This window comes from Collinsella tanakaei (genome assembly GCF_016902615.1).
GTDB classification, from domain to species: Bacteria; Actinomycetota; Coriobacteriia; order Coriobacteriales; family Coriobacteriaceae; genus Collinsella; species Collinsella tanakaei_A.
The window spans coordinates 24,983-49,434 of record NZ_JACJMB010000014.1; the positions used below are offsets into that span (position 1 = coordinate 24,983).

The 24,452-nt window shown below is 59.9% G+C and carries 17 protein-coding genes and 1 CRISPR repeat array; of the genes, 3 read left to right on the forward strand and 14 right to left on the reverse strand.

The window, feature by feature from the left end; genetic code table 11:
• Nucleotides 1-47: 47 nt before the first annotated feature.
• The 14 genes from polA to H6A21_RS06270 all read right to left on the reverse strand — a co-directional run bounded on the left by polA (nucleotide 48) and on the right by H6A21_RS06270 (nucleotide 20,846).
• On the reverse strand, nucleotides 48-2,825 hold the full coding sequence (gene polA, locus H6A21_RS06205; RefSeq protein WP_204561414.1) for a DNA polymerase I: 2,778 nt from the start codon (nucleotides 2,823-2,825) through the stop codon (nucleotides 48-50).
• A gap of 287 nt (nucleotides 2,826-3,112) precedes the next feature.
• A complete protein-coding gene (locus tag H6A21_RS06210) occupies nucleotides 3,113-3,580 on the reverse strand; it encodes a hypothetical protein (protein WP_204561416.1) in 468 nt (155 codons plus the stop codon).
• A 187-nt stretch (nucleotides 3,581-3,767) separates the two neighbouring features.
• On the reverse strand, nucleotides 3,768-4,193 hold the full coding sequence (locus H6A21_RS06215) for a hypothetical protein (RefSeq protein ID WP_204561418.1): 426 nt from the start codon (nucleotides 4,191-4,193) through the stop codon (nucleotides 3,768-3,770).
• Nucleotides 4,194-4,687: 494 nt separating this feature from the next.
• The gene (locus H6A21_RS06220; RefSeq protein ID WP_204561420.1) at nucleotides 4,688-5,092 is read right to left on the reverse strand and encodes a hypothetical protein; all 405 of its coding nucleotides are present in this window, start codon (nucleotides 5,090-5,092) and stop codon (nucleotides 4,688-4,690) included.
• Between the two features lie 151 nt (nucleotides 5,093-5,243).
• Nucleotides 5,244-8,751: a CRISPR direct-repeat array (repeat unit 29 nt; unit sequence GGGATCATCCCCGCATACGCGGGGAGCAC).
• A gap of 76 nt (nucleotides 8,752-8,827) precedes the next feature.
• The gene (gene cas2e, locus H6A21_RS06225) at nucleotides 8,828-9,187 is read right to left on the reverse strand and encodes a type I-E CRISPR-associated endoribonuclease Cas2e (protein ID WP_204561422.1); all 360 of its coding nucleotides are present in this window, start codon (nucleotides 9,185-9,187) and stop codon (nucleotides 8,828-8,830) included.
• The gene (gene cas1e, locus H6A21_RS06230) at nucleotides 9,184-10,164 is read right to left on the reverse strand and encodes a type I-E CRISPR-associated endonuclease Cas1e (RefSeq protein ID WP_204561424.1); all 981 of its coding nucleotides are present in this window, start codon (nucleotides 10,162-10,164) and stop codon (nucleotides 9,184-9,186) included. Before cas1e ends, cas2e begins: the two co-directional genes overlap by 4 nt.
• Nucleotides 10,165-10,205: 41 nt before the next feature.
• Nucleotides 10,206-10,874, reverse strand: coding sequence for a type I-E CRISPR-associated protein Cas6/Cse3/CasE (cas6e, locus tag H6A21_RS06235; RefSeq protein ID WP_342636073.1), 669 nt, complete (start codon nucleotides 10,872-10,874; stop codon nucleotides 10,206-10,208).
• A gap of 18 nt (nucleotides 10,875-10,892) precedes the next feature.
• Nucleotides 10,893-11,603 (reverse strand): type I-E CRISPR-associated protein Cas5/CasD, encoded by a 711-nt coding sequence (gene cas5e, locus H6A21_RS06240; protein ID WP_204561426.1) that lies wholly within the window; start codon nucleotides 11,601-11,603, stop codon nucleotides 10,893-10,895.
• Nucleotides 11,603-12,739 carry a type I-E CRISPR-associated protein Cas7/Cse4/CasC gene (cas7e, locus tag H6A21_RS06245; RefSeq protein ID WP_204561428.1) on the reverse strand — a complete coding sequence of 379 codons (1,137 nt, stop codon included), beginning with the start codon at nucleotides 12,737-12,739 and terminating at the stop codon, nucleotides 11,603-11,605. Before cas7e ends, cas5e begins: the two co-directional genes overlap by 1 nt.
• Entirely contained in the window at nucleotides 12,739-13,407 is a 669-nt protein-coding gene (casB, locus tag H6A21_RS06250; protein ID WP_204561431.1) for a type I-E CRISPR-associated protein Cse2/CasB, read from the reverse strand. The genes cas7e and casB overlap by 1 nt, the downstream gene beginning before the upstream one ends.
• 17 nt (nucleotides 13,408-13,424) lie before the next feature.
• A complete protein-coding gene (gene casA / locus H6A21_RS06255; RefSeq protein WP_204561433.1) occupies nucleotides 13,425-15,125 on the reverse strand; it encodes a type I-E CRISPR-associated protein Cse1/CasA in 1,701 nt (566 codons plus the stop codon).
• Between the two features lie 173 nt (nucleotides 15,126-15,298).
• Complete coding sequence (gene cas3, locus H6A21_RS06260; RefSeq protein ID WP_204561435.1) at nucleotides 15,299-18,421, reverse strand: CRISPR-associated helicase Cas3'; 3,123 nt, start codon at nucleotides 18,419-18,421, stop codon at nucleotides 15,299-15,301.
• A 92-nt stretch (nucleotides 18,422-18,513) separates the two neighbouring features.
• Nucleotides 18,514-19,146, reverse strand: a complete 633-nt coding sequence (locus H6A21_RS11300; RefSeq protein ID WP_204561437.1) for a 3'-5' exonuclease — start codon at nucleotides 19,144-19,146, stop codon at nucleotides 18,514-18,516.
• Nucleotides 19,147-19,388: 242 nt separating this feature from the next.
• On the reverse strand, nucleotides 19,389-20,846 hold the full coding sequence (locus H6A21_RS06270) for an aminoacyl-histidine dipeptidase (RefSeq protein WP_204561439.1): 1,458 nt from the start codon (nucleotides 20,844-20,846) through the stop codon (nucleotides 19,389-19,391).
• Between the two features lie 357 nt (nucleotides 20,847-21,203).
• On the opposite strand from H6A21_RS06270, the gene H6A21_RS06275 reads away from it, so the two are divergent.
• From H6A21_RS06275 to H6A21_RS06285, 3 genes are all read left to right on the forward strand, one after another.
• Complete coding sequence (locus H6A21_RS06275; RefSeq protein ID WP_204561440.1) at nucleotides 21,204-21,590, forward strand: DUF6429 family protein; 387 nt, start codon at nucleotides 21,204-21,206, stop codon at nucleotides 21,588-21,590.
• A 431-nt stretch (nucleotides 21,591-22,021) separates the two neighbouring features.
• On the forward strand, nucleotides 22,022-22,369 hold the full coding sequence (locus tag H6A21_RS06280) for a nucleotide pyrophosphohydrolase (RefSeq protein WP_204561442.1): 348 nt from the start codon (nucleotides 22,022-22,024) through the stop codon (nucleotides 22,367-22,369).
• A gap of 6 nt (nucleotides 22,370-22,375) precedes the next feature.
• A complete protein-coding gene (locus tag H6A21_RS06285; RefSeq protein ID WP_204561443.1) occupies nucleotides 22,376-24,109 on the forward strand; it encodes a DUF2075 domain-containing protein in 1,734 nt (577 codons plus the stop codon).
• Nucleotides 24,110-24,452 lie beyond the last annotated feature (343 nt).

The following is a 24,452-nucleotide window of genomic DNA, read 5'->3' on the forward strand; positions in this document are numbered from 1 at the left end:
GCTCGGTACCGGGTGTGCCCCGGCGGCGCACCCGGTACCCCCTCGTGCTACTTGGCGTCAGCCCAGGTGACACCCGTGGAGGCCTCGGCGATCAGCGGCACGCGAAGCTCCACGACGCCCTCCATCTCGCGGCGGACCATCTCCGTCAGACGGTCCACCTCCTCAACGGGGCACTCGAAGTCGAGTTCGTCGTGCACCTGCAGGATCATGCGCGCGGCGAAGCCCTCCTCGCGCAGGCGGCGCGCCACGCGCGCCATGGCGATCTTGATGATGTCGGCAGCGCTGCCCTGCATGGGGTGGTTCATGGCCGTGCGCTCGCCGAACGCGCGCTGCGCGGGGTTGCGCATCTTAAGCTCGGGGATGGGGCGGCGCCGGCCGAACATGGTCTCCGCGTAGCCCTTCTGCTTTGCCTCGGCGACGGTGCGGTCCAGATAGGTGCGCACGCCGGGGTAGGCGCGGAAGTACGCCTCGATCATCTCGCGCGCCTCGGCCATGGGGATGTCGAGCGACTGCGACAGGCCATAGGCCTGCTGCCCGTACACGATGCCGAAGTTCACCGCCTTGGCGCGGCTGCGCAGCTCGCGGGTCACCTCGGACACGGGCACGCCGAACACGCGCGCGGCGGTCTCGGCATGGAAGTCCTCGCCCTCGTTGAACGCGCGCACCAGATGCTCATCGGCCGACAGGTGCGCGAGCAGGCGCAGCTCGATCTGGCTGTAGTCGACGGCCAGAAACACGCGGCCCTCGCCCGCCGAGAACGCCGTCTTCACCGTGTGGCCCAGCTCCGAGCGCGTCGGGATGTTCTGCAGGTTCGGATTCGAGCTCGACAGGCGGCCGGTGGCGGTGATCGTCTGGTTGTAGGTCGTGTGCACGCGGTGGTCGCCATTCTGCTCGGCAAGCGGCCCCAGCGTGTCGAGATAGGTCGACTTGATCTTCGACTTCTCGCGCCACTCGAGGATGAGGCGCACGATCTCGTGGTCGCGCGCGAGGTCCTCGAGCACCTTGGCATTCGTGGAGTAGTAGCCGCGCTGGGTCTTCTTCAGGCCCTTCGTGGGAAGCCCCATGACGTCGAACAGGATGTGCGAGAGCTGCATCGGGCTGCCGATATTGAACGAGTCGTCGCCCGCGAGCGCGCGGATGCGCCCGGCGAGCTCGTCGATCTCGCCGGCGAGCTTCTCGCTCATGGCGTGCAGGCGCACCGGGTCGACGAGCATGCCCGTGCGCTCCATGTCGGCGAGCACCGGCACGAGCGGCATCTCGATCTCGGTGAACACCGCCACCGCGCCCTGCGCGTCGAGCGCCGTCGCGAGCGGGGTCAGCGCGGCCAGCGCGAGCGCGGCGGAGCGGGCGGCGGCGGGCAGCGCGTCGGCGGCGGCACCCTCCTCCCCTGCCGCTGCCGGCAGCGGCGCGTGCAGGTAGGTGTCGGCGATGTAGGCGTCGTCGAACGACGAGCGGGCGGAATCGAGCAGGTAGGCCGCCACGACCGTGTCGAAGATGCGCATCGCGTCGACATCGAGCGCGTCCATGGCCGCGGGCTTAGACGAGTCGGTGGGCACAAGCTCGTGGATGAGCGCCTTCACGTCGGGCGAGACGACCTTGCCCGCCTCGAACAGGCGGCGGAGCACACCGGTGATGAGACCGTCCGCAAAATCGAAGCCAGCGGCCGCCGCCACACTGCAGCTCGCGCCCTCCGGATCCTCGAAGGAGACCAGGGCATCGGGCAGCGCGACCCAGAGGGTATGGGTGAGACCGAAAAGCGCCCCCGCCTCGCGGTCGTCATCGAGCACGGCGGCGACCCACTCGCCCTCCTCGATGGCGCGTGCCACGAGGGCCGCGGCCTTCTCCACGCCCTCGCCGCTCTCGGCATACGCGCGCACGGGCGCGGGCAGCTCGAGGGCGGCCACGGCAGGTGCCGCGGCGCCGGACTCGCCGCCGATCAGCGAGAGGAAGCGGTTCTGCATGGCGTTGATGCCGAGCTCGCCCAGGGCTGCCGAGACCGCCTCGGCGTCGTAGGCCGGGAAGGCAGTGTGCTCGAAGTCGAGCTCCACCGGCGCGTTCGTCTGGATGGTCGCGACCTTGCGCGACAGCAGCGCGTCGTCGATATGGGCGCGCAGGTTCTCGCCCATCTTGCCCTTGACCTCGTCGGCGTGCGCGATGACCTCGTCGAGCGAACCGTACTGGTTGATGAGGGCGGAGGCCTTCTTGGGGCCGATGCCCGGCACGCCGGGGATGTTGTCGGAGGAGTCGCCCTTGAGGCCGTAGAAGTCGGGCACGAGCTCGGGCGTGATGCCGTGGTAGAGGTCCTCGACCGACTCGGGCGTCATGATCTGCACGTCGGACAGGCCCTTCTTCGTGCCGACGATGCGCACGTGGTCGGTGGAGAGCTGGTACATGTCGCGGTCGCCGGTGATGAGGTACATATCGCAGCCGGCGGCCTCACCCGCGCGCGCGAGCGTGCCCAGGATGTCGTCGCCCTCCCAGCCCTCGGCCTCCAAGATGGGCACCGACAGCTTGCCGAGCAGCTCCTTGATCATGGGGAACTGCTGGCGCAGATCTGGATCCATCGGCGGGCGCTGCGCCTTGTACTGGGGCAGCATCTCCATGCGCACGCGGGGCTTGCCGCGGTCGAAGGCCACGGCGACCCCGTCCGGATGGAAGGCGTCGATCATCTTCAAAAACATGTTGAGGAAGCCGAAGATGGCGTTCGTGGGGCGTCCGTCCGGCGCGTTCATGGTCGGCGGCACGGCGTGGAACGCGCGGTGCATGAGCGAGTTGCCGTCGATGACGGCGAAGATGCGGCGGGAGCCGGCGGGGGTATCGGGCATGGGAAACGTCCTCTCTTGTCGTATGCCCTACAGTCTACCCGCCCGCGCGGACTCGCGCTATCGGTGTGGTGGAGGCGAGATGGACGGGGAGGATACATGTGGCATTTCGCGGAGGACTGCAGCGGCGACCCGTTTGGTGACGCGCCGTCCTGGCGAATGCGAGCGCGTGCACCGGGCAGCACGACGCGCGATACAGCAAGGCGGCCCATCCGCTTTGTGGCAGATGGGCCGCCTCTGTGTTGCAGCGGTACTTATGGCGCGGGGCAACAAATGTGCCCGATGACCGCTTACGCCTGGGATGCGGCCTTGCGATCCATGTAGGCGAACACCGCGACGATGATCAGCAGCACCATGGTCACGAAGTTGCTGCCGATCAGCGACGTCACGGCACCGGCGATGCTCCAGCCGAACACCGAGCCGAGCTTCGCCGTGTCGGCGCTGTTGCGCATGGCCTTGGCGCCCGCGACGAGCGCGACGATGTGGCACACGACCAGAGCAACGACCAGCACCACGCCGGCACCCATCAGGACGCTCAGGAAGAACACGGGGTTGTCGGTGAAGGAGAAGCCGTCGAGCTCGATCGATCCGCTGACGGCGCCGAAGGACACCGAATCGGAGAGCGAGGGGTCGTTGATCGCAGCCGTGCCGAACGCAAGACCAGCGGCGACCAGCACCATCAGCACGATGCAGATGGCGGCGACCACGACCGTCGCGATACCCAGACCGCGTATCGCCTTCGCATGAGAGGTATTCATAGTTCAATCCTTTCCGCCAAATGTACGCCTCGAAGGGCGACATCCACTGAGTAATACCACAGCGGTGCCAGACGATGACGAAATTGGGAATGAACGCAGCTGATACGGATTGAACGACGAATGCGGAGCGTTGAGTGCGTGCACCGCTTGCATGCCGCTTCGATAGGCGACGAAATGCGGTGACCACCTAGTGGGCGAAGTGCGCGCCCTCCTCCGACGCCGCAGCAACCCCGCGCTCGCCGGCGACGAGGACCGCGATGATGATCGTCAGCACCAGCAAAACGGGATTGCAGCCGACAAGCGACGCGATGGCGGCAACGATCATCCACACGAACAGCGCGCCGAGCTTTTCCGCATGCCGTGCACCTCGGATGCCCATGATGCCCGCGATAAGCACAATGACGTGGGCGGCTGTCAGCACGCCCACGACAACGCCCAGCGTCTGGATGATCCACTCCACCAAGACGGCCGGATCGCTCGCGGGAATGCCCAAGCTCTCGAGCGTCTGCATCTCATCGGGATTGAGCGCCAGCTCGTACGTCAGCTGGCTGCGCGCATCAGGGTTGTCCATCATGGCACCGGCGAGTCCGAAGATCGCAAGCGCGGTGCTCAAAAGCAGAATGCAAAGCAGCGAAATGACAACAGTCGAAATGCTGAGCCCTCGGATCAGTCCCGCGTGAGATGTCTGCATGGTGCCACGCCCTACTCGGTCGATTCGGATGGTGTGACCATCGTAGCATGCGAAACCTGCAGCTCCGCTGCTGAAGACGGCCAGCGGTACGGCTTGAACCGGGCTTTGGAGCGGGAATCGGACGTGCGCGTCGTCCCCTGGACACCACCGCTCCGCGCGAACAATTGCAATAGGAGTTTGGTAAGCCTCGAGCAGGACACGAGGAGCTTCTCGCGCGCACTCGCACAAAGGCGGACGAACCCTGTCGCATGCCCCACCCTCTCGACGGGGAGATCTGCATGCGAAGGGGCGTCCGCCACTCGACATCGCTTGCGCAAAGAATGCGCTACGCCGTCTGTCCACCCGACAGGCTCGCCGCGCGACGGTCCATAAAGATGAGCATGCCGGTGATGACGAGAAGTATCACGAGAATGAAATTACGTGCAACGACAGACGCCAGCGCGGCGATAATCGTCCAGACCAGCAGCATCGTCAGCTTTCTCCGGCCTGCGCGCGTTGCAGATGCCCAGGATGCCGGCGATCAGCGCAACCACGTGGCATGCAACCGCAACACCCGCCAACGCGCCGCCCGCACCGAGAACAAAGCCGGCGAAGGCGGCATCATCGCCCGCGGGAATCCCGAGGTCCTCGAGCGATTGGACGTCTTCAGGGTCGATATCGAGCTCGTACGAGGCCTGATCGCGCATATCAGGATTGCTGAGCACAACCCCGCCCAAGCCAAATGCCGCCAATACCACCAGAAGAATCACGGTGCACAGCGCGGCGATAACCGTCGTCGCGATGCTCAGCCCGCGAATGACGCCTGCATGCTGGGTTCCCATTTGATCCACGTCCTTTCTATCGTGCCATCTGACCACACATCAAAGGTACGGCAGCAGGGGGCTGGCATTGGCATCCTCTCGCGCCCGAAGGGACACCATTCGCGCCATAAGGACCCCCCTCGTCTTAGCAAAGACGCAGCTTAATAAGCTCGGAATCACCCCCGCATACGCGAGGAACACGAGTTCCCGAAGGACAACCACATCTACGAGCTGGGCTCATCCCCGCATACGCGGGGAGCACAGCCCGGTCCCCGCACTCATCACGCGCTACCGGGGATCATCCCCGCATACGCGGGGAGCACGACTACGCGGGCGACCCGCGCCACTTCAAGGTGGGATCATCCCCGCATACGCGGGGAGCACCTGAAAGGGTTCGACCTCGGCGACCTGGTGGAGGGATCATCCCCGCATACGCGGGGAGCACTCCGCCGCCTTCCCGGCCCTGCCTGCCGCCGCGGGATCATCCCCGCATACGCGGAGAGCACTAGCCCAGCTTGAGGTTGTCGAGCATTGCGTAGGGATCATCCCCGCATACGCGGGGAGCACGGGCCATTGGGTTAAATTGCGTGGCGCTCTCCAGGATCATCCCCGCATACGCGGGGAGCACATGTCCGTTATGAGGGCGGGCCGTTTTTTCATCGGATCATCCCCGCATACGCGGGGAGCACATGGACTCGATGTTCGTGCTCATCTTGTTCGCGGGATCATCCCCGCATACGCGGGGAGCACCTCCCTGTACGGCTTGACGCATTTTTGGTGCGAGGATCATCCCCGCATACGCGGGGAGCACCTTATCGATGGCACGCCCACCACCTACAAGTGCGGATCATCCCCGCATACGCGGGGAGCACAAGGCCGGGTACTCAAGGATAATCAGCTCGTCGGGATCATCCCCGCATACGCGGGGAGCACCCGCGAATATCGAAACCGTCGCCCTGGCAATTGGGATCATCCCCGCATACGCGGGGAGCACGCTCGGCACGGGATTGCCATGCGGTCTGGGCCGGGATCATCCCCGCATACGCGGGGAGCACATCGAGGGCGTCAACAAGGCGGTGGACCCGTCGGGATCATCCCCGCATACGCGGGGAGCACGACGATGGGAAGCCTTGCGAATGGGCCTACGCAGGATCATCCCCGCATACGCGGGGAGCACTCAAGCCGGTGACATTGCTTATTGTCAGAGTGTAGGATCATCCCCGCATACGCGGGGAGCACCAAGCAAGCAACCTGCTTGTGAGGATTTTCGAGGGATCATCCCCGCATACGCGGGGAGCACCGATATCACGCTCACGATGGACGATATTTCTTGGGATCATCCCCGCATACGCGGGGAGCACCTGATTAGGTGGGGCCGGATGCACCGGCCCCGGGGATCATCCCCGCATACGCGGGGAGCACTGGAAGTACGCCTGCAGGGCCGGTGCCGCCGCGGGATCATCCCCGCATACGCGGGGAGCACATCTCGGGGATGGTTATCTCGTCGATGCTGATGGGATCATCCCCGCATACGCGGGGAGCACCGCTCCGCCTGCGACGGGGTCACGCTCAGCGAGGGATCATCCCCGCATACGCGGGGAGCACTCCGCGAATTTCGAGCGGATGCAGTCACGGGCGGGATCATCCCCGCATACGCGGGGAGCACCCGCTCTGCTTCTTGATTCTGTCGCTGTTGCTGGGATCATCCCCGCATACGCGGGGAGCACAAGGGCACGAACATGTGCCCGTACGCCGCGCCGGGATCATCCCCGCATACGCGGGGAGCACGGGGACTACGGCGGCACGTTCTGCATGGGGACGGGATCATCCCCGCATACGCGGGGAGCACCATGGAGGCCACCGTCTCCATCGCAAAGGGCGAGGATCATCCCCGCATACGCGGGGAGCACGAGCCGCTGTACCCGGGCGACGAGCGCCGCATCGGATCATCCCCGCATACGCGGGGAGCACATCCTTCTTTCTATCGGGGCTTGTTATCTGCCGGGATCATCCCCGCATACGCGGGGAGCACTCGGTGCCGATGCCCCCGGTCTTGACGGAGACCGGATCATCCCCGCATACGCGGGGAGCACGCAGTCGGCGCATCTCGAGGTCGGTCAACCTCAGGATCATCCCCGCATACGCGGGGAGCACTCCGTCGATATAGATTGGGACCGCTACAGGCGGGGATCATCCCCGCATACGCGGGGAGCACGTAGTCAAAGAAGACGGTTACGCATCCGTGCGCGGATCATCCCCGCATACGCGGGGAGCACGAGGCCGTCACGAACCCCGAGATCGACGCGATGGGATCATCCCCGCATACGCGGGGAGCACGCGTATCGCAGCATGGTCTGGCGCGCCGCGTCGGGATCATCCCCGCATACGCGGGGAGCACGTCCTCTGCCGCGAGGACGGCGAGTGGGCGGGGGGATCATCCCCGCATACGCGGGGAGCACGCGGGCTCGTCATCCTCCCCGACGCGCTCTGTGGGATCATCCCCGCATACGCGGGGAGCACATCAAGGGGGCCGATGAAGCGCTCCGCGACGAGGGATCATCCCCGCATACGCGGGGAGCACGTACGAAAAGCTGATGGCATCGCAGCAGGCCGTGGATCATCCCCGCATACGCGGGGAGCACAACATCGGGCGGGTAGATTTCCTGCACCGTGACGGATCATCCCCGCATACGCGGGGAGCACTCGACGGTAGCCAAACGAGAGTGCAACCACATGGGATCATCCCCGCATACGCGGGGAGCACTAGGCCTGCTCGGGGCCGGCGACGCTGAGTCTGGGATCATCCCCGCATACGCGGGGAGCACGCCATGGAGAAGGGAGAGATATCCGCCCAAGAGGGATCATCCCCGCATACGCGGGGAGCACGTGAACGACAAGCACGTCACGGTCATGTACCAGGGATCATCCCCGCATACGCGGGGAGCACGTGCTGTGGGGACCGCATACGGCGGCCTACGAGGGATCATCCCCGCATACGCGGGGAGCACTGAGCGGCGTTGCGCGCGTCCTCCGCCGCCGCAGGATCATCCCCGCATACGCGGGGAGCACGCTTCAACGCGGCGACGGGCGCCGTCCCGAGCGGGATCATCCCCGCATACGCGGGGAGCACGTGGGCAAGCTCGATTCCCTGCAACGAGAACGGGGATCATCCCCGCATACGCGGGGAGCACCATCACGTCGACGTACCACGTGAAGTCCATGGTCGGATCATCCCCGCATACGCGGGGAGCACCCGCACGTACACGCCATCAAAGGTGATGGCCGGGGATCATCCCCGCATACGCGGGGAGCACGTGGCCGTAGATAACGCCGTCGGCGGTGAAAAGGGATCATCCCCGCATACGCGGGGAGCACAGCTCGCCGAGGCGGCGCTAGACTTCGCATGGGGGATCATCCCCGCATACGCGGGGAGCACTTCGGAACGTACACCGACATGTACGGCGTTGAGGGATCATCCCCGCATACGCGGGGAGCACGCCGACATGTTGTACGCGATGAGCTGCACGTTGGGATCATCCCCGCATACGCGGGGAGCACAAGGGGCCGGACGGCTCCACGCGCAGCAGCCTGGGATCATCCCCGCATACGCGGGGAGCACGCGTCGGTGAGCTGGTGGTCCTGCTTCCATTCAGGATCATCCCCGCATACGCGGGGAGCACACTAAACGACCTGCGCCGCAAGCCAGAATCCCCTTGATCCCACTTCAGTTTATCAGCCAATCATTGAACGTCAAATCTACGAGCTATATCTTCTCGCCTTATGGCGCTTGCTTGCTGAGCTCCACCCCTTTTGCTTAACGCCAGTCAGAGTTGCGTCGTCCGTACCACGCGGTCGCTTTATCAGTTCAATACCGTCGCAGTCGACAACTTTCCAATCAGGCTGAAACACTTCGAATGAGAAATGTTGCTCGTTTCGGGCGGAATACACCATAATCGCACGACCATCTCTTAGCATGCTTATTACGCGCGCCCACAAACGCTCACGCAGCCTCGCTGAAATCCTGCCAACAAATACGCCCGGCGCAATCTCTAACAGCCATCTGCTCAAGTCGCCCTTGACGCCCGAGGGGCATGCGGTCAAAACCATCACCGTCATTGCCGTCCCCCATCGTCGACTTCGCCATACAATCTTCCAGCAGGAACTTCCCCCACGCGCTCATCCCAAATGCCAACGTGATTGAGCCCCGGATCATCATTTTCCTCTACGGTAAACAAGTATTTGATGTCAGAAACAACCCTATCTAGAATCGGCAGGTCATACATCGCGTCGCGCATCTCGCGCCGCACGACCTGCCCTATATCGACTGGATGATCAGCGGCAACCTTAAACGCTACGGGTATAGACAACTCCGCTTTGTACAAATCTGCGATATCGTAGACAAATGATCGTTCATGACCAGTATGAACGAATCCAAGGCCAGGTGAGCACCCAAGGGCAACGATTGCCGCATGAACAACGCCGTAAAGGCAAGCATGCGCCGCCGACAACGCCATGTTAATATCGCTCGCATCGTCAAAATCGTCGGGGTTGTATTCCCTTCGATTCCACGAAACACCGGTTTCCTTTGCGAGCCTCTGATAGACCTTCCGGACTCGTGCGCCCTCCTTTCCGCGAAGTTGCTGCATAGTCAGTGCGCTGACATCCTCACCGGGAAACCTCATTCCATACATCGCTCTTGCGACTCTGAGCCGAGTCCGAGTGTTTGATACAAGCTTTGCCTGTATCTGGAGCAACGAGCTTGAATGGGTGAGCGGACGACCCGCTGCATACATGCGCACGCCGCGCTCGCCCACCCACACCACTGTCGCACCGCTCTCCCCTATTGTCACCATCGCCTTATGCGTGATGCTTGTACCGGGACCCAACATGAGCACGCTCAGCGAGGCTGTAGGAACGCGTATCGTCCCCTCGTCGTCAATGATGGTTAGAGCGTTGTCCTCCTGATTGATTCGGCAACGATCAAAGTACAGGAACGAAAGTCGATCAGACGACCGCGTAAGGTCCATAACGTCAACAGGGGAAGCGCTCGGCAGAGCGCTTCCCCCTTTGGATTCGCTACCCAACTCATTCATTTTCTCTCCATTCGATTGTCAAGGTACACCGAACAATAAGGCTATACAGGGACGATGGTCATGAGACCGCATCCGAATCCCTTTGCCCGCCCGATGCCGAAACCAAGCGCATGGCGAAAGTGGTCGGCATCGAGAACGCGGAGCACGCCGTCGAATTGGCCCGTTGCCAGCGTCACCTTTGAACCATCACGGCCAAATGCCTCGCGAGCGCGATGAGACACAATGACGTCGGCGGGATCTCCTATTAGCCCAAATCCATGGGCCCCGCTGCGATCAGCGAGCCATTTGATCTGCTGTGAGACGGTCACGTGTCCGAGTACGCTGCCAATGGCTCCCTCGCGCGGCCTTGCAGCCTTGTCGACGAGAACCTTGCGCGCAGGGTTTGCCTTAAGCCGGAAACGCCAAAGGCTGCCATCTTGAATCCGCCCAACAAACGGCGCATAGTCTTTCGAGCGGACACTCTCCTCGGGCACACCGAAGCGATCTGCCACCTCGTGAACAAGCGGTATCTCGGGGCTCACGATATACAGGCGGGCCGTGTCAGCGGTCAAGCCGTCATCGATGCGCCAGAGAATGCGGCAATCGTCATCCTCTCTCAGAGCAAGGGAGGAAAAAGATGCCTCGATGGCGGCATGCGTTCTATACGGGGAAGCTATGACCTTCAGCGTCTGACGTCGCGTCATATCAAGGTCAACACAAGATAGGAACACGAATCGGTCACCTCCAATCTAAAGAACAGCCATGGGATCGTGGTCGAGAGCAGCCCCCGACTTATCCCAGGCGTGCAACTCAGACGCCTGCTCGGGATTGGGGATTCTCAAACGCACGACGGGACGGCAGGCGTAACGGCGACCCGTCAGGCTGAAGCTCAGGGGATAGTCTGCCTGGCTATCGCACGCCTCACCATCATGCGCATCACATACCAGCTCGAGCTCATCGGAAGCGTGCTGGCGGCGATATCGCGCAGAGGCGCACCAGGGCTCCTCCGCGAGCACCGCCCTCACGTCGTCTCGATCTTCCACAAGATGCATGACTATCGGCATGTCGGGGGGGCATGACCTCCGCCCTAAAAAGAGTGGCCAGCGTGGAGCTTTCAGCGCACCTTCCAGGACACGCAGCATCTCTACTGGACCGCCCAGCGCAACGAGAAACTTCGAGTCGCACAGATAGAACCTGTGGGAAAGCGGAAGGGCATCCTTTCCTTCCGGTCGCTCCGTTTGGAAATCGCGAATGATCTTTCCCGGTTGGTCGATCCGGACAGCCATCTCAAGCTGCGCTAAACCATCAACAGGCTCTTCACGCGTCCTTCCCAGAGCAGCCGCAAGCAATCCGACGACACCGCTTTTTGTCGGCTCGCGCCTCGTCAATCGGCGTGTATAGCGCGACTGATCACCCCATGATTGCATAGGGCCCGCGAGCCGGAGCACCAATACAGCCATCAGACCTCCTCAGATGCAAGCGATTTCACTGCTTCATCTTTCACTGCGGCAAGAAGACCGGGCAGAGACATGCGCTCCACGCTGCCATCGAATGCCGTCTCCTTTCCCTGGGTGCTAACGAGCAGCGCACGTACCGGCACGAATCCATATGCCTCATCCACTCGCTTCATCTCGCCCGCAAGACGCTCCTCGGCAATGCGTGAAACCGAAACGCTATCTCCCGGGCGCACTGGATCTTCAAATGCTGCAACGAGGTTGACAGGCTGTTTGTCCCTGAAGACGCACAGCAGGGTACCAGGCAGGGTACGGTTCGCGAAGGTATTCTGCTTTCCCGTCGGCATCGAGCAAGCGAACGCCTCTGCAAAGGCAGCAAGTGCCTCGGCGCATGCCTTGCTGTCTCCCAGCTGGCCGTAAAGATTATTCAGATCGACCGTCGCGTACCGATACAACGTCGACGAGTTGAATTCCACGCTGCCAATCATGCCCGCACCGGCATTATCTTCAGCTGCGCAATCATCAACTGCAGTAAAGTAGTCGTACTCTTGCGTGACGCGATCGACCGAAATCGCATGAGCAACTTGGCAGGCCGCATCGACATTCAGCGCAGGGGCATCGGCAAGCATGCGCCCGAACAGGGCGACGTCGACGGCCTGCACTCCATGGAATGCCTCTCCCGCTGCCTTCTTCATCTCCTTGTCGGGTTTTGCGATGTCCTTACCTGCATCGACCCAATCGATAACGAGGTTTGCAAGGTCCTGAAGCTCTCGATCGGCAATGAACACAAGGTAGTCAGTCTCCTGCTCACCTTCGTTCTCCCCCTTGCGCTTCGAAGGCTTGCACTTGATACCGACGGCACCAAGCACAGCGGTGCCCATGGCGACCGCCCGATCCGAAAGATCTGGCCTTACGGCCACAATTCGGTCCGCAATCAGTGATACCGCAAGCTTCGTCCTGGCACCGAGCTTCTCTTTGGGCAGGAGATCCTTGAACGCCACGCGCATACTGCGCTTCCATGCTTGACTGGATACGCGCGAACGAAGAGCGCCGCCATAGATTGCCGTCTTGGGGCTACCCGTGTCATCACGATTTAGATTGCTGGAGGGAACGGTCTGAATCGCGTAGAAATCAACGAACATTATCGAATCTCCTCTTCCGCAGGGATCGGTCCACCCTGCTCGTCGGTTTTGGACTTTTCGTACGAACGGTAGTAATCACGCGACCAGCGCATGAACACCTCGTCTCGATAGCCGTCAAATTGCAGCAGGTACAGGTCCCGGCCGAGTTGGCAGTAATCAACCTGCACGTCTTCTGCCCGCATAAGCTGGATCAGCCCGCGCAGGCATGTCTCAATACCGGCGAAATCGCGCGCAGCCTCCACGGACGCCATGCGTCTGACGACTCCAGACGCCTCATCGAGATCGTATTCGATGGCGCGACACGACCAGCCAAACGAGCGACGAAACGGTGGTTCGTTCTGCTCATCGTCCTTCTTTGTGATGGCCATAGGCTTCTGCTGCGACTGTTGGTGCAGTGCATACAACTTCAACGCCACCTTGACTGCCCTGAGCATGCGATCCTCGTCTCGTTTAGACAGATCGAGCTCGGGAAGACCAAGAAAAATCTCTCCACCAGCTGTTGCCCACGAGCCACCAGAAGGCTTATCAAGCCTTCTCAGGCGAGCCAGAGACCCGCGAGCGGACGCCGTTGCAGAGCCAGTTCCTAGCAACGCTGATTGCAGACCTGCGACCTTACGCGCCACATACGCGCCTACTTGGAGCGCAGCCTGAGATACCGATTCGGACATATTCCTCCCTCGCAATACTATTGTTCCTGTTCATCGACCAAAGTTCTCGTTGAAACGGTGTCAGCTGATAGGGATCCAAGTTCCCGGTTCAAGCTTCTCCTCAGCTGCTCGAGCGCCCTGCCAGCAGGTATCGTCCCTCCCCCAAAGAGCGGAACTTCAGATTCGGACAAGAAGTCCTCAGCAATGCGGAGAAGCGTTTTATGGACTTCACGAAGCCACAATGAACAATAGTCATACACATCATCGTTCGGTCCAAGATGCGCGATCCGTGCCCTGAACAGCCCATCGAGCTCATCGTACGCTTGCGTCGCAACATCTTGACGCGATGCGCCGGCAGCAGAGTCGCCCTTCGAACCATACCGACGTTTATCGCCTTGAGACATCGACACGTTCACGACGAAGTGGATCAAAGAGCCCACCGCCCTGTCGGTCTGAGAGATGACCTCAAGAGTCTTGACCGTCGCCTCAGCATCATGGCGAAGCATGAGAGCATGAAGTGAAACCGTGTCGTCAACGCCATCGGCATAAACACTATCGTTGGTTCCATATTCCATACCATGAGCCCGAATAGAAAGCGGCATCGCCTTGTCGATTGCGCCCTCGAGTTCGAGCCGTTCTACCCACCGAATGACACCGGGGCGCATGTCAGGCTGACCCGAATCGGCTGAATCTTCGTACGCGATCAGCGAAGAAAGGCCGCGCCAGATGCTCCTGTTCGGGTCGTGTTTGCGAGCCATCCAGGGAACATATGGGAGGGCCCATTTCTTTTGCTGGGCTTCGCTCTTGCGCCACGGCGTCATCATCTCGACACCTTGCTTGTCAATAGGCCTTATGGCGTCTCCGTAACACAAAACAACACCTGTCACACACGTACCCTCGTCATTGGGGATAAGCCGGATGCGCCGGCTCTGCCATGTGAGCATCTGAATAGGCCCCGCCGGTTCAGCCACCGTCATGTCCGGACCGATGTCATCCCGTTCCCACGGTGCGAAATCGCCGTCGATATCAAGAAGTCCGATGCGACTCGAGCGGTCATCGACCATCACCCAGTTCAGCATAAGGGTCTGGAAAAGATTCTCGCCTTCGACAATTGTTCCGCCGATGCCTCCGCACCAACCAGTACCGGGCATGTTCTTCGGTGGATACACCTTCCCCTTGTTGACATGGGTATTGCCAACAACCGGCGTCTTGATGCCCGAAGTGTCGTACCCCTGTGCTACCAAGAGATATCGAGCTGCCTCATCAAAGGCAAGTGTCCCCGCATGCCTGAAAGAGCGCATGGAAAAAAGCGTCTTATCGAGCCTCGTGGGGACATCGGGCATGATTGCGCTGATAGGCGATGGGTCGGCAGCTGTATAGGCGAGTCCTGACACCTGATAGAATGGTTTGTCGCCGAAGAGGTCAAACCGGTCCCGATACTCATCGAGATATTCGGCGACCCCCTCGTGGGGAAAACGTCCAAGCTCCCAAATCTCTCGCCACAAAGTGAGAAGTCCCTGTTCTCCCTGTTCAGGATCTCCATATGTGCAATAGAGAATCGCCTCGCAAAGACGGACCGTTGCGAAATGCATGTGTGTCAGCTCGCCCGATATCGTTCGGATTCGATGCGCTTCCGCAAACAGTGCCTTCAGGCCGAGTTTTGTTGTCCTGCCGTCGAGCATCTCGACTTGGATCCAAGGCTCTTCAAGTAGGTTATACGTTGGCTGCTGAGCTTCCATCTCTCCTCCCTTCCTTTCGTCGGTTTGCCAAATCCCCACGTACGTGGGGAACATTCTGAGAGGAGCTGCAAAAACCAACCACAGCTATGGGTCAACCAGAGGGCGTGCCGAACCCGGGGAGGTTGAACGAGCTCGGCACATTTCTGGAACACGTAGCTCCTACAACAACTAGTCTAACTAGCTTTGTTTAGTTTTTGGTTAGATTCTCCGCGAACGGCAGATAAACCACCCTGTCTGGTATACGCCAGGTTCCAGCCGAGGACCTCCGCGCAAAACATCATCGGCTCCCATTCGCGCAAAACCAGGAGAAGCTCGCCAGCAAGCCAACCGGAATCCTGCCACGCTCCGACATACGGGGCGCTCATATCCTCAAGAGCGTCTAGAAGCGGATCGATACCCCTACCGGGACACATCTCGAGGGGCAATCGTACCGACGACTGGGACAGCACCCTCGCCAGCCTATCTTCGGGCTCATATCCCACGGGAATGTACGAACCCTTTTCAACACCATGGGGTTCATCGCCGATCCAAGGAAGTAGATGGAGCCCGTCTTCCCTTTCGCACGCAAGCAGCACCTCAATGGTCTCTTGCGTATCGCGCACGGCGCGAGGGCCTCTGTCCTCATCGTGACCACGAAGGGCCGAGCTTTCCGCATCAATCATATCGTCGAAGAGCCCGATGAGACTCTTCCCGTTCTCAACCAACTCAGAGACAGATTTGAGCAAGCATGCCTGCGCACGACGCTTCTTCTCTTCCTGATGCGAGCCCCTACGGACAACGGCATCAAGATATCGGTCTTTCCAACTCTCTGGTACGCTCTCATCAGCTTTACCGCCATAAGCGCTTTGAACCAGACGCGCAATATCCCTGGGAAGCTCCAAGGTTGCAGCGTCGCCCCAAGAGGAAATCCCGCAAACAGAAAGGGCCTCGATAAGAGACGCTCGCTCATACACTGCCTCAACACCGCGACTAAAGCCAATTGAATCGCTTGAAAGCTCCTCGATTCCGCGCATATAGCAGTGCGCCCGGCGCAACCCGGCAGGCCTTTCCAGTTCTCCTTCACCACGTCCGTGACGATGCAGGCGTCCTATTCTCTGCATGAGCAGATCGATGGGAGCCACATCGGTGACCATCGTATCGAAATCGATATCAAGCGACTGCTCGATCACCTGCGTACCGACGACGATGAGCCGATCCGGGCGGGTCCCAGCGGAGCGCCGCGCCTTCGGCCCCAACAACCTCCGGAGCTCCTCCTCGTTCTCCATGCGATCGATATCGGTAAAGCGCGAATGCGTCAGCAAGACCTCATCAGTCCCAAAGGTCTGCGACAGTACGGCAAAGGCATGCTGGGCGCGCTTCACCGTATCGCAGACGACGCCCATGCATCCTCCATCGGTCAACAGCTTGCGCGCAAGCGACACCAAAGAACCCTCGTCATCAGCCAAAACTGACAGCTCGATCGAAATGTCACGCGATGAGGGGCTCACCTCCTCGGTCATCGATGTGTCCCCGGCCGTATAGGTAATCAGCGGATACGCACTGCATTCCCGTTCATCATCGTCTACAAGAACAGACCTTTCCGGTGCACCCAAGCGTGCACCGCGCCTGCGCCGAAACGAGCTGCGGACGCTCCTCGCTTGACCGGATCTTTCCTGAGCTTCGGCACCTGCCTTCCGCCCTGACACGCTCCGACCCCTCGAATAAGAAGCGACAAATTCCTTTCGCAAGGAGGCGGGCAACGTTGCCGAGAGCAGCACGACGGGCGTGCGCCAGGAACCGAGCCACTCCAGCACACGATTGAGATACTGCTGCATGTACATATCATACGCATGGCATTCGTCAATGATGACCACCTTGTCCAGAAGCGCAAGGTGACGTAAGGGCAGATGCTTCATTGCCAGAGCCCCCATGAGGACCTGGTCGACCGTACAGACGACAAAATCGGCCAGCATACCTTTCTTTCGTCCGCGCATCCAATCGGACACCTGAGCCACCTCAGAAGCGCTTGTTCTGCCCCGACCATATCCGAAATCGTCATCATCCTGGTTAATGGAACCGTATCGGTCAGGATGGGGCGATCGAATCAAACCTTGAAATTCCTCGTTGAGACCCGCCTTACCGTGAGCCAGGTACACGCTCTCGGGATGCTCGGCGGCACGGGGAAGATTTTCGATCCATCTATGCACACGGCCAAACATAGCATCGGTCGTCGCCATAGTGGGAAGTGCTACGCATACGCCACCCCGTCCATACCGACCGGCAAGGATTTCAGCCGCTGCGAGCGCAGCTTCGGTTTTCCCCTCGCCCATGGGCGCTTCAACAACCATGATTCCGAGGTCATCGACCGTTCGCGCTATCCGCATAGCCGCTTCCTGTACGGGCCGCGGCTTCGCCGTATCCGGCAGATCGAAACGCTCGGCAAACGGAAACTCCAGGCCCAACGACGGTGCACTCCAGCTGGGGAGTATGCCGGTGATCTCCCATGCGTCGCTCGTCCGCCGCTCAAGCCACGACTCCCAATCGTGACCATCGGGCCCCGCTTCCATGGGTTCGAGTACCGGAAGCAAGGGATAATAGCTCTGGTTACTAGCGATCCAGTCAGCCATGATCATCAGACCGACGAGCGCGCTTTCCACATTAACGGGAAGCGACTTACGTCCGCATTCTTCGTGATCGAGAAGGTTCAGGCCCGAAAGCTTTTCTGCGAACTGAATCAATTCGACCTGGACGGCGCGCCAAGAAGCTGCATGGGCCTCATCCCATCCAAGGGCAGTCGACTTTTTGGTTGCCTCGGCAATATCTCTGGAGACCGGCGGCTTGCCATGATGCGCGCCCACCATACTCGAAAGCTCATTCGCTCGCGACGCGCTCCACCCGCATTTCTCGGTAAGGTAACCCGCAAGAATGACCTCGCCAGCAGCTGCATGCTTGGGCCGATGTTCGCGGAACAGAGCAGGATGGATATCAAGTCCTGCTCGTTCTGGCTTCCAAGATAAATCGCCATCCTCAGAGTGAGCGTAAGTGCGTCCGCTCCCCTGAAATAGCGGTGTCGCCTTTCCGATATCATGTACAGCGCCAAGGAACCGGACAAGCTTGCTGAGTACCTGATCGGAAGCCCCGCTTTCGTGCGCAAGCATCTCCTTGACACCGGATGGTATCCAATCGGTCCACAGCCTACCGATGACACATGCGCTGTCGTACATGTGTACAAAGAGCGGGAGCCATTCCTCGCCGATACCATAGTCGGACTTCGCCCAAAGCGAACGCGCCTGTCGGGAAAGCTCTTTTGCGACCATCTGGCTTCCACCTCAATCCCCATCGCAATACGGACCAATCGGCCTTTGACACAGTATCGTTCATCGTGTGGACAAAAAACTTAGCCAGTCGCTCAGATACCGCTCTGACTCGATGAAGCAAAGTGCTCTACCGCCCTCAAATACGGCAGGGTCCCGGGAACGGCGAAGCGCGTACCGTCATCTTGCAAGAGCCTGTGGAAACACATCATGGTCGCGCGAATATCAGACAGTGCGTCGTGGGCGACGAAGTCGACTCCGTAGTGGCGAGCACATTCTGAGAGCGAACGGAATTGGAAACGGCCGAACCTATCGCGACATTGCGCCACGACTGCGTATTCGCGCATCACATCGAATTGCGGGACATCCGGTACCGCAACGCCTGATGACCTGAGAAATTCCAGGTCGAAACGCAAGCTATAGCCAACAAGAAGCCGAGCTCCGTTCAAGGCCGCAACGATTTCATTGCCGCACTGGTCAATAGCCGGACAACGGGCAACGTCAGATGGCGAAATACATGTAAGTCGCTCGGCAACCGGCCATGACGTGTGTTTCATCGGTCTCACGAGGCTACAGAAAAGCTCCTCTCCGGTCCCATCGATAACGGCAACCTGGATTATTTCATCCGATGCCGGGTTCAGCCCCGTGGTCTCAAGATCGACGCCTCGCACTCTCCGAGGATCAAGGCACAGCAGTTTGGAGATTTGCCCCGAGACGTACCACGACATCAAACACCTTCTCTATAACGCGCGAAAACAAGGGATGCATAAGAGGTGCAACCGAATCGCCCAACCAGCAAACGCCCACAATCAGTCATTCTATTTCCCGTTCACAATGCCTAGCCATGAGAATAGCGAAATCAGCTCGTCATCGGACACGATATCAGCGCATCGGCGCTGCCATCGCCCTGAAACGGAAGGGGGCCTCACGGCCCCCTCAGTAGCAATCTCAGCTATGTGCTGTAGCGCCCTTATGCAGCCAGACGCTTCAGGACGTCGACGAGCAGCTCGTAGAAGCGCTCGGCGGAGTCGAGCGACATGCTCTCGTCGGGCGTGTGCACATTCGACAGCGTCGGGCCGACGGCGATGGCGTCGAGTCCGGGAAGCGCCTCGGCGAACAGGCCGCACTCGAGACCGGCGTGAATCGACTCGATCTTGAGCTCGGTGCCGAACAGCTCGCGGTAGCTCTCCTGGAAGACCTCCCGCACGTGCGAGTGCTCGGCATAGCTCCAGCCGGGGTACTCGTTGTCGAACGAGACGTTAAAGCCGAGCGTGTCTGCGAGCGTCTGGATGCGCTCCTTGATCTCCTCCTGAAGCGACGAGATGGAGGAACGCGGCGAGAGCAGCACGGTCACGCTCCCCTCCTCGGTGACGACCACGCCCAGGTTGGACGAGACCTCCACGAATCCGTCGGCGGCGACGTTGCGGCGCAACACGCCGTTGGGCGCGAGGCGGATAAGGCTGATGAGCGCCCAGGAATCCTTGGCGTCCATGGCATCGAGCGCAACACCGTCGGCAACCTCGACCGCGCAGGCGAAGGAGGGGTCGAAGACCTCGAGCTCACGGGAGATATCGGCCGCGACGTCCCGAGCGATGTCGGCTCCACGCTGCGCGTCAGAAGCGTCAGCGAACGCGAGCACCGCCTTGCACTCGCGCGTGATGGCATTGTCCTTGGTGCCGCCGTCGAAGCTCACGAGGCGCGCCGCGGTACCGCGCATGACTTGCTCGACGATGCGGGCCATCAGCAGGTTGGCATTGCCGCGCTCCAAGTGGATGTCGGAGCCGGAGTGGCCGCCCAGAAGGCCGGAGATCTCGATCGTGAGAGAGCTGCCCTCGATGCGCTCGCGCGAGAAGGAGCGCGTAAGAGTCGCCACGACGCCGCCAGCGCAGCTCACGGTTGCCACGCCCTCCTCCTCGGAGTCGAGGTTGATCATGGTGCGGGCTGAGATCTTCGACTTGTCGAGGGTCTCGGCGCCAATCAGGCCGGTCTCCTCGTCGGTAGTGAACACGCACTCGAGCGCGGGGTGCACAAGGGTGTCGTCGTCGAGCACCGTCATCATGAGGGCGACGGCGATGCCGTTGTCGGCGCCGAGCGTGGTGCCGTTGGCGGTCAGGACACCGTCTTTGACGACGAGCTCGATGCCGTCGTGCTCGAAATCGTGCTCGACGCTCGCGAGCTTGTCGCACACCATGTCGATATGGCCCTGCATCATGACGGGCGCGGCACCCTCGGCACCGGCGCTCGCGGCCTTCTTGATGATGACGTTGTAGACGTCGTCCTGGTAGACATCGAGCCCGCGCTCCTGGGCGAAGGCAACCAGAAAGTCGCTGATGCCCTTCTCGTTACCCGAGCCGCGCGGAATGGCGCTGATGTCCTCGAAGAAATGGAAGAGGGCCTCGGGCTTGTATCCGGAAATGATGTATGCCATGTCTACCTCACTGATCGTCGATGGCTTGACCTGACGCCGCGTGCCGCCGAACATGTGCCGACGATTGCGCTGCATAAACACATCATCGCAGATGTGGACATCGCATACACGCGCGAAGCAGGTGAACGGCATGGAGAAGCCGCAGATGACATGCAATATGCAAATTTCGACGGAAACTATGCACTACAGACGGCAATCTGGTTTCGAGAGCCAGAAGCCATAGCAGAATGAGAAACCCTGCACCTCATCGTGCGAGGCAGACCCAGGAGCGAACAGCACGCTTACCCGGTTGCCCCATTACACACCAATCCGCTTGCTACAATTAGCTTCGAATCGACCTTTAGAGATGGGTTGCCTATGGACCGCAATGACCTGCTACAAGCCCTCACTCTCGCAATGATTCGACTGACCGCATGGGAAGAAAAGGGGTTTAATGGACCTGTGCTTCGAGCGTGGAAAGGCTGCGACTGGGGCACAATCGATCAATTGGTCGAAGAGGATTTCATACATACCGAGCATCGTTGGAAATCGATCTATCTCACCGACAAGGGAGAAGCCCGGGCAGATGAAATCCTGAACCATCTCGAGCCTCTTCTTGAGGAGAAGTTGTCTAATGACGCAAAGCGAAATGGTCAGTATGACGTTCTAGCCATCATGACCGTTCATGAGCAGCGAAAGACAAGACAGGATATCTTCCATCCCATTGTCGCGCAACGACCTTTGGTGCCAGCCTTAAATGAATGAGGGCTATCCGCTTAATCATGAAGCATCAGTGCGGCGACGTGATTCTGGACTGTGCCCCATGGTCCCCGGATTCATCATAATAAATGGAGAGATTTTTCACCAAGTGTCCCCTAAAGCAATGCTGGGGGAAATCCCCCCGGTTGCCGTAAGCCCTCCTTGAGTGGAAGACCATTGATTTCTTTTCCGGGCCTGTTTGAAAGCAAAAAAGCTTCATGCAGACAATCTCGAACCCAGCCACGACATCGTTCTGAGTTTCTCCTTAATCAACCAATTGCATTTGGAATGATAGCCGTACCGATTTGGTAACAACCCGTTACCAAATCAGCAAAGAGGCCGCTCGCCATCGCCGCGCATCGAAATCAAGAACCACCTCCTGTCAGACTGCCCCCACGGCTATCATGAAACACAACAAGTTGTTCCCAGGAGGACCCATGGATCCGACGCTCGATGACCTCAGCCGCGAAGTTCGCTCGTTTTGCGATGAACGCGATTGGGGGCAGTTTCACACTCCGAAGGAATTGGCCATCGGCATGGTCACCGAGGCATCTGAGCTGCTGGAACTCTTCCGCTTCCAAACCGATGCGCAGATGCGGGACATGCTCGATGATCCCGATGAACGTGTCCACATCGGCGACGAGCTTGCCGATCAGCTGTACTTCTTGCTGAGGTTTTCCGACCTGTACGGCTTCAGCCTTGCAGACGAATTGGAGCGCAAGCTGAAGAAGAACGCCGTCAAGTATCCCGTAGAAAAAGCACGTGGATCGAACAGGAAGGCCTAACGACACATGGATGACCTTCTCGAACAGGATAACTTCAGATTCCAGAAGCTCCCCTTCCCCCTACCGGCGGACCTGGAAAGCAGCGCGAATTGGCAAGGCCCCTGCACCGCCGCGCTGGACCATACGGAGAGCTGGCCAGTCCTCTATATCCTTTCCAACCGTCGCAACCAAAGCGTCTATATCGGTGAGACCACCAACTACAGGCGCCGCATGGCCCAGCACCGCGACAATCCCGAGAAAGTTTTTGACGAGACGCTGCTCATCGACAGCCCCACCTTCAACCAGTCGACGACCTTCGATTTCGAGAACCGTCTCATCGAACTGTTTCTTGCCGACGAATCCTTTCGCGTAACCAATAAGAACAACGGCTACTGCGCATTCAACTACTACCAGCGCGCCCAGTACCGCCAGCAGTTTCGCCTACTCTGGAGCAAGCTCAGGACGCTCGGCTATGCCACGCACTCCATTGGCGAGATCGAGAACTCCGACCTGTTCAAGTACTCCCCGTTCAAGGGACTCACGCCCGATCAATACGAGGCCATCGAGCGCATCTTGGCCCTTATCTGCCGAGAGAAGAAAACCTGCACGTTTGTCAGCGGTATGCCCGGTACCGGCAAATCGATTCTCGCAATCACTCTCCTGTTCAAGCTGAAGAATGATCCTGAGCGAAACCATCCGCGCGTCGCTCTCGTCTCCCCTATGGATCAGCTTCGCAAAACGTATAAGATGCTCGCCCGCTCGGTCGACGGGCTCAAACCTGGCGACATCATCGGACCGTCAGATGTTGCCTCGCGCGAACCCTATGACGTATTGCTCGTTGACGAAGCGCACCGCATGTATGGCGAAAAAGGCGCTATGAACATCTCGGTCTATCGCAACACCTGCGCCAAGCTGGGGCTCGACAATTCCGCAACCCAGTGGGACTGGATTTTGAAGTCAGCCCGAAACGTCATCTTCTTTTTCGATCCCAAGCAGCAGGTTCGAGCCACGGGCATGGGAGCCGAGAACCGAGAGAGGCTCATCGATCGGCTCGAAAGCGAAGGCACCGAGGTCTATACGATGGAGCTCTCCACGCAGATGCGCGTGCAGGGCGGAGACGAATATCTCGACTTCATCTACGACATCCTTACCGGAGGCCCCGCAGCCACCATCGCCGCCAAGGAGTTCGGCAACTTGTTCTCCTCGACCCCTCTGTCCGAGTCGGCACGCGCAAGGCAGCTCGAACAGGGAACCGCCCCCTTGTACGAGCTGGCAATCGTCGACTCCTTTGCACACTTCGAGAAGCTTCAGCTGGAGAAGGAAGTCGATTGCGGCCTTTCGCGCATGGTCGCAGGCTACGCGTGGGATTGGATCTCGAAAAAAGACCCCGACGCCTATGACATCGAAATCGAGGGCATCCGCAGACGGTGGAACAGCACTTCAAAAGGCAACTGGGTCAATTCCCCCAATGCCGTGCAGGAAGTTGGATCCATCCACACTGTGCAGGGGTACGACCTGAACTATAGCTTCGTCATCATCGGCGACGACCTGAAATATGACCCGGAGCAGGACAAGCTCGTCGTTAACCGCACCGCTTTCAAAGACCGCGGTGCGAAGAAGACCGCAACGGAGGAGTTGCTACAATCAATCGTCATCAACGCTTATTACGTGCTGCTGACGCGAGGGATACGGGGCACCTTCATCTATATTTGCGACCCGGATGTGAAGAGGTACTTCCAACGGTTCATTCCGACCATTTGATGCAGCCGAGCCGCATTGTAATCTTCCGCGATATTGTTCAGCTACGTCCGGTTCTCACCGCATGTCCGGCATGTCCACGGCTATGAGTCACATCCGATCTATCCGAATATGCCTGCGCGGCAATACCAGCGGAACCGAAAAACTGCGCGTCCGAAAGAGATCCGTACTCAAGGTCAAAAGTCAGGCTCGACTAAACACAGGCATATGCTCACCGGCATCGATGTTGCCCGAGAAGATTCTGTCTTCCACCGACCAAGTCATAGCTTCAAACGCCCAGATCGAGGTGCTCTCGCCATCTGAAAGCTACGAGAGGCCAGTGGAGATTGCCTGCCCGCCTGGACAA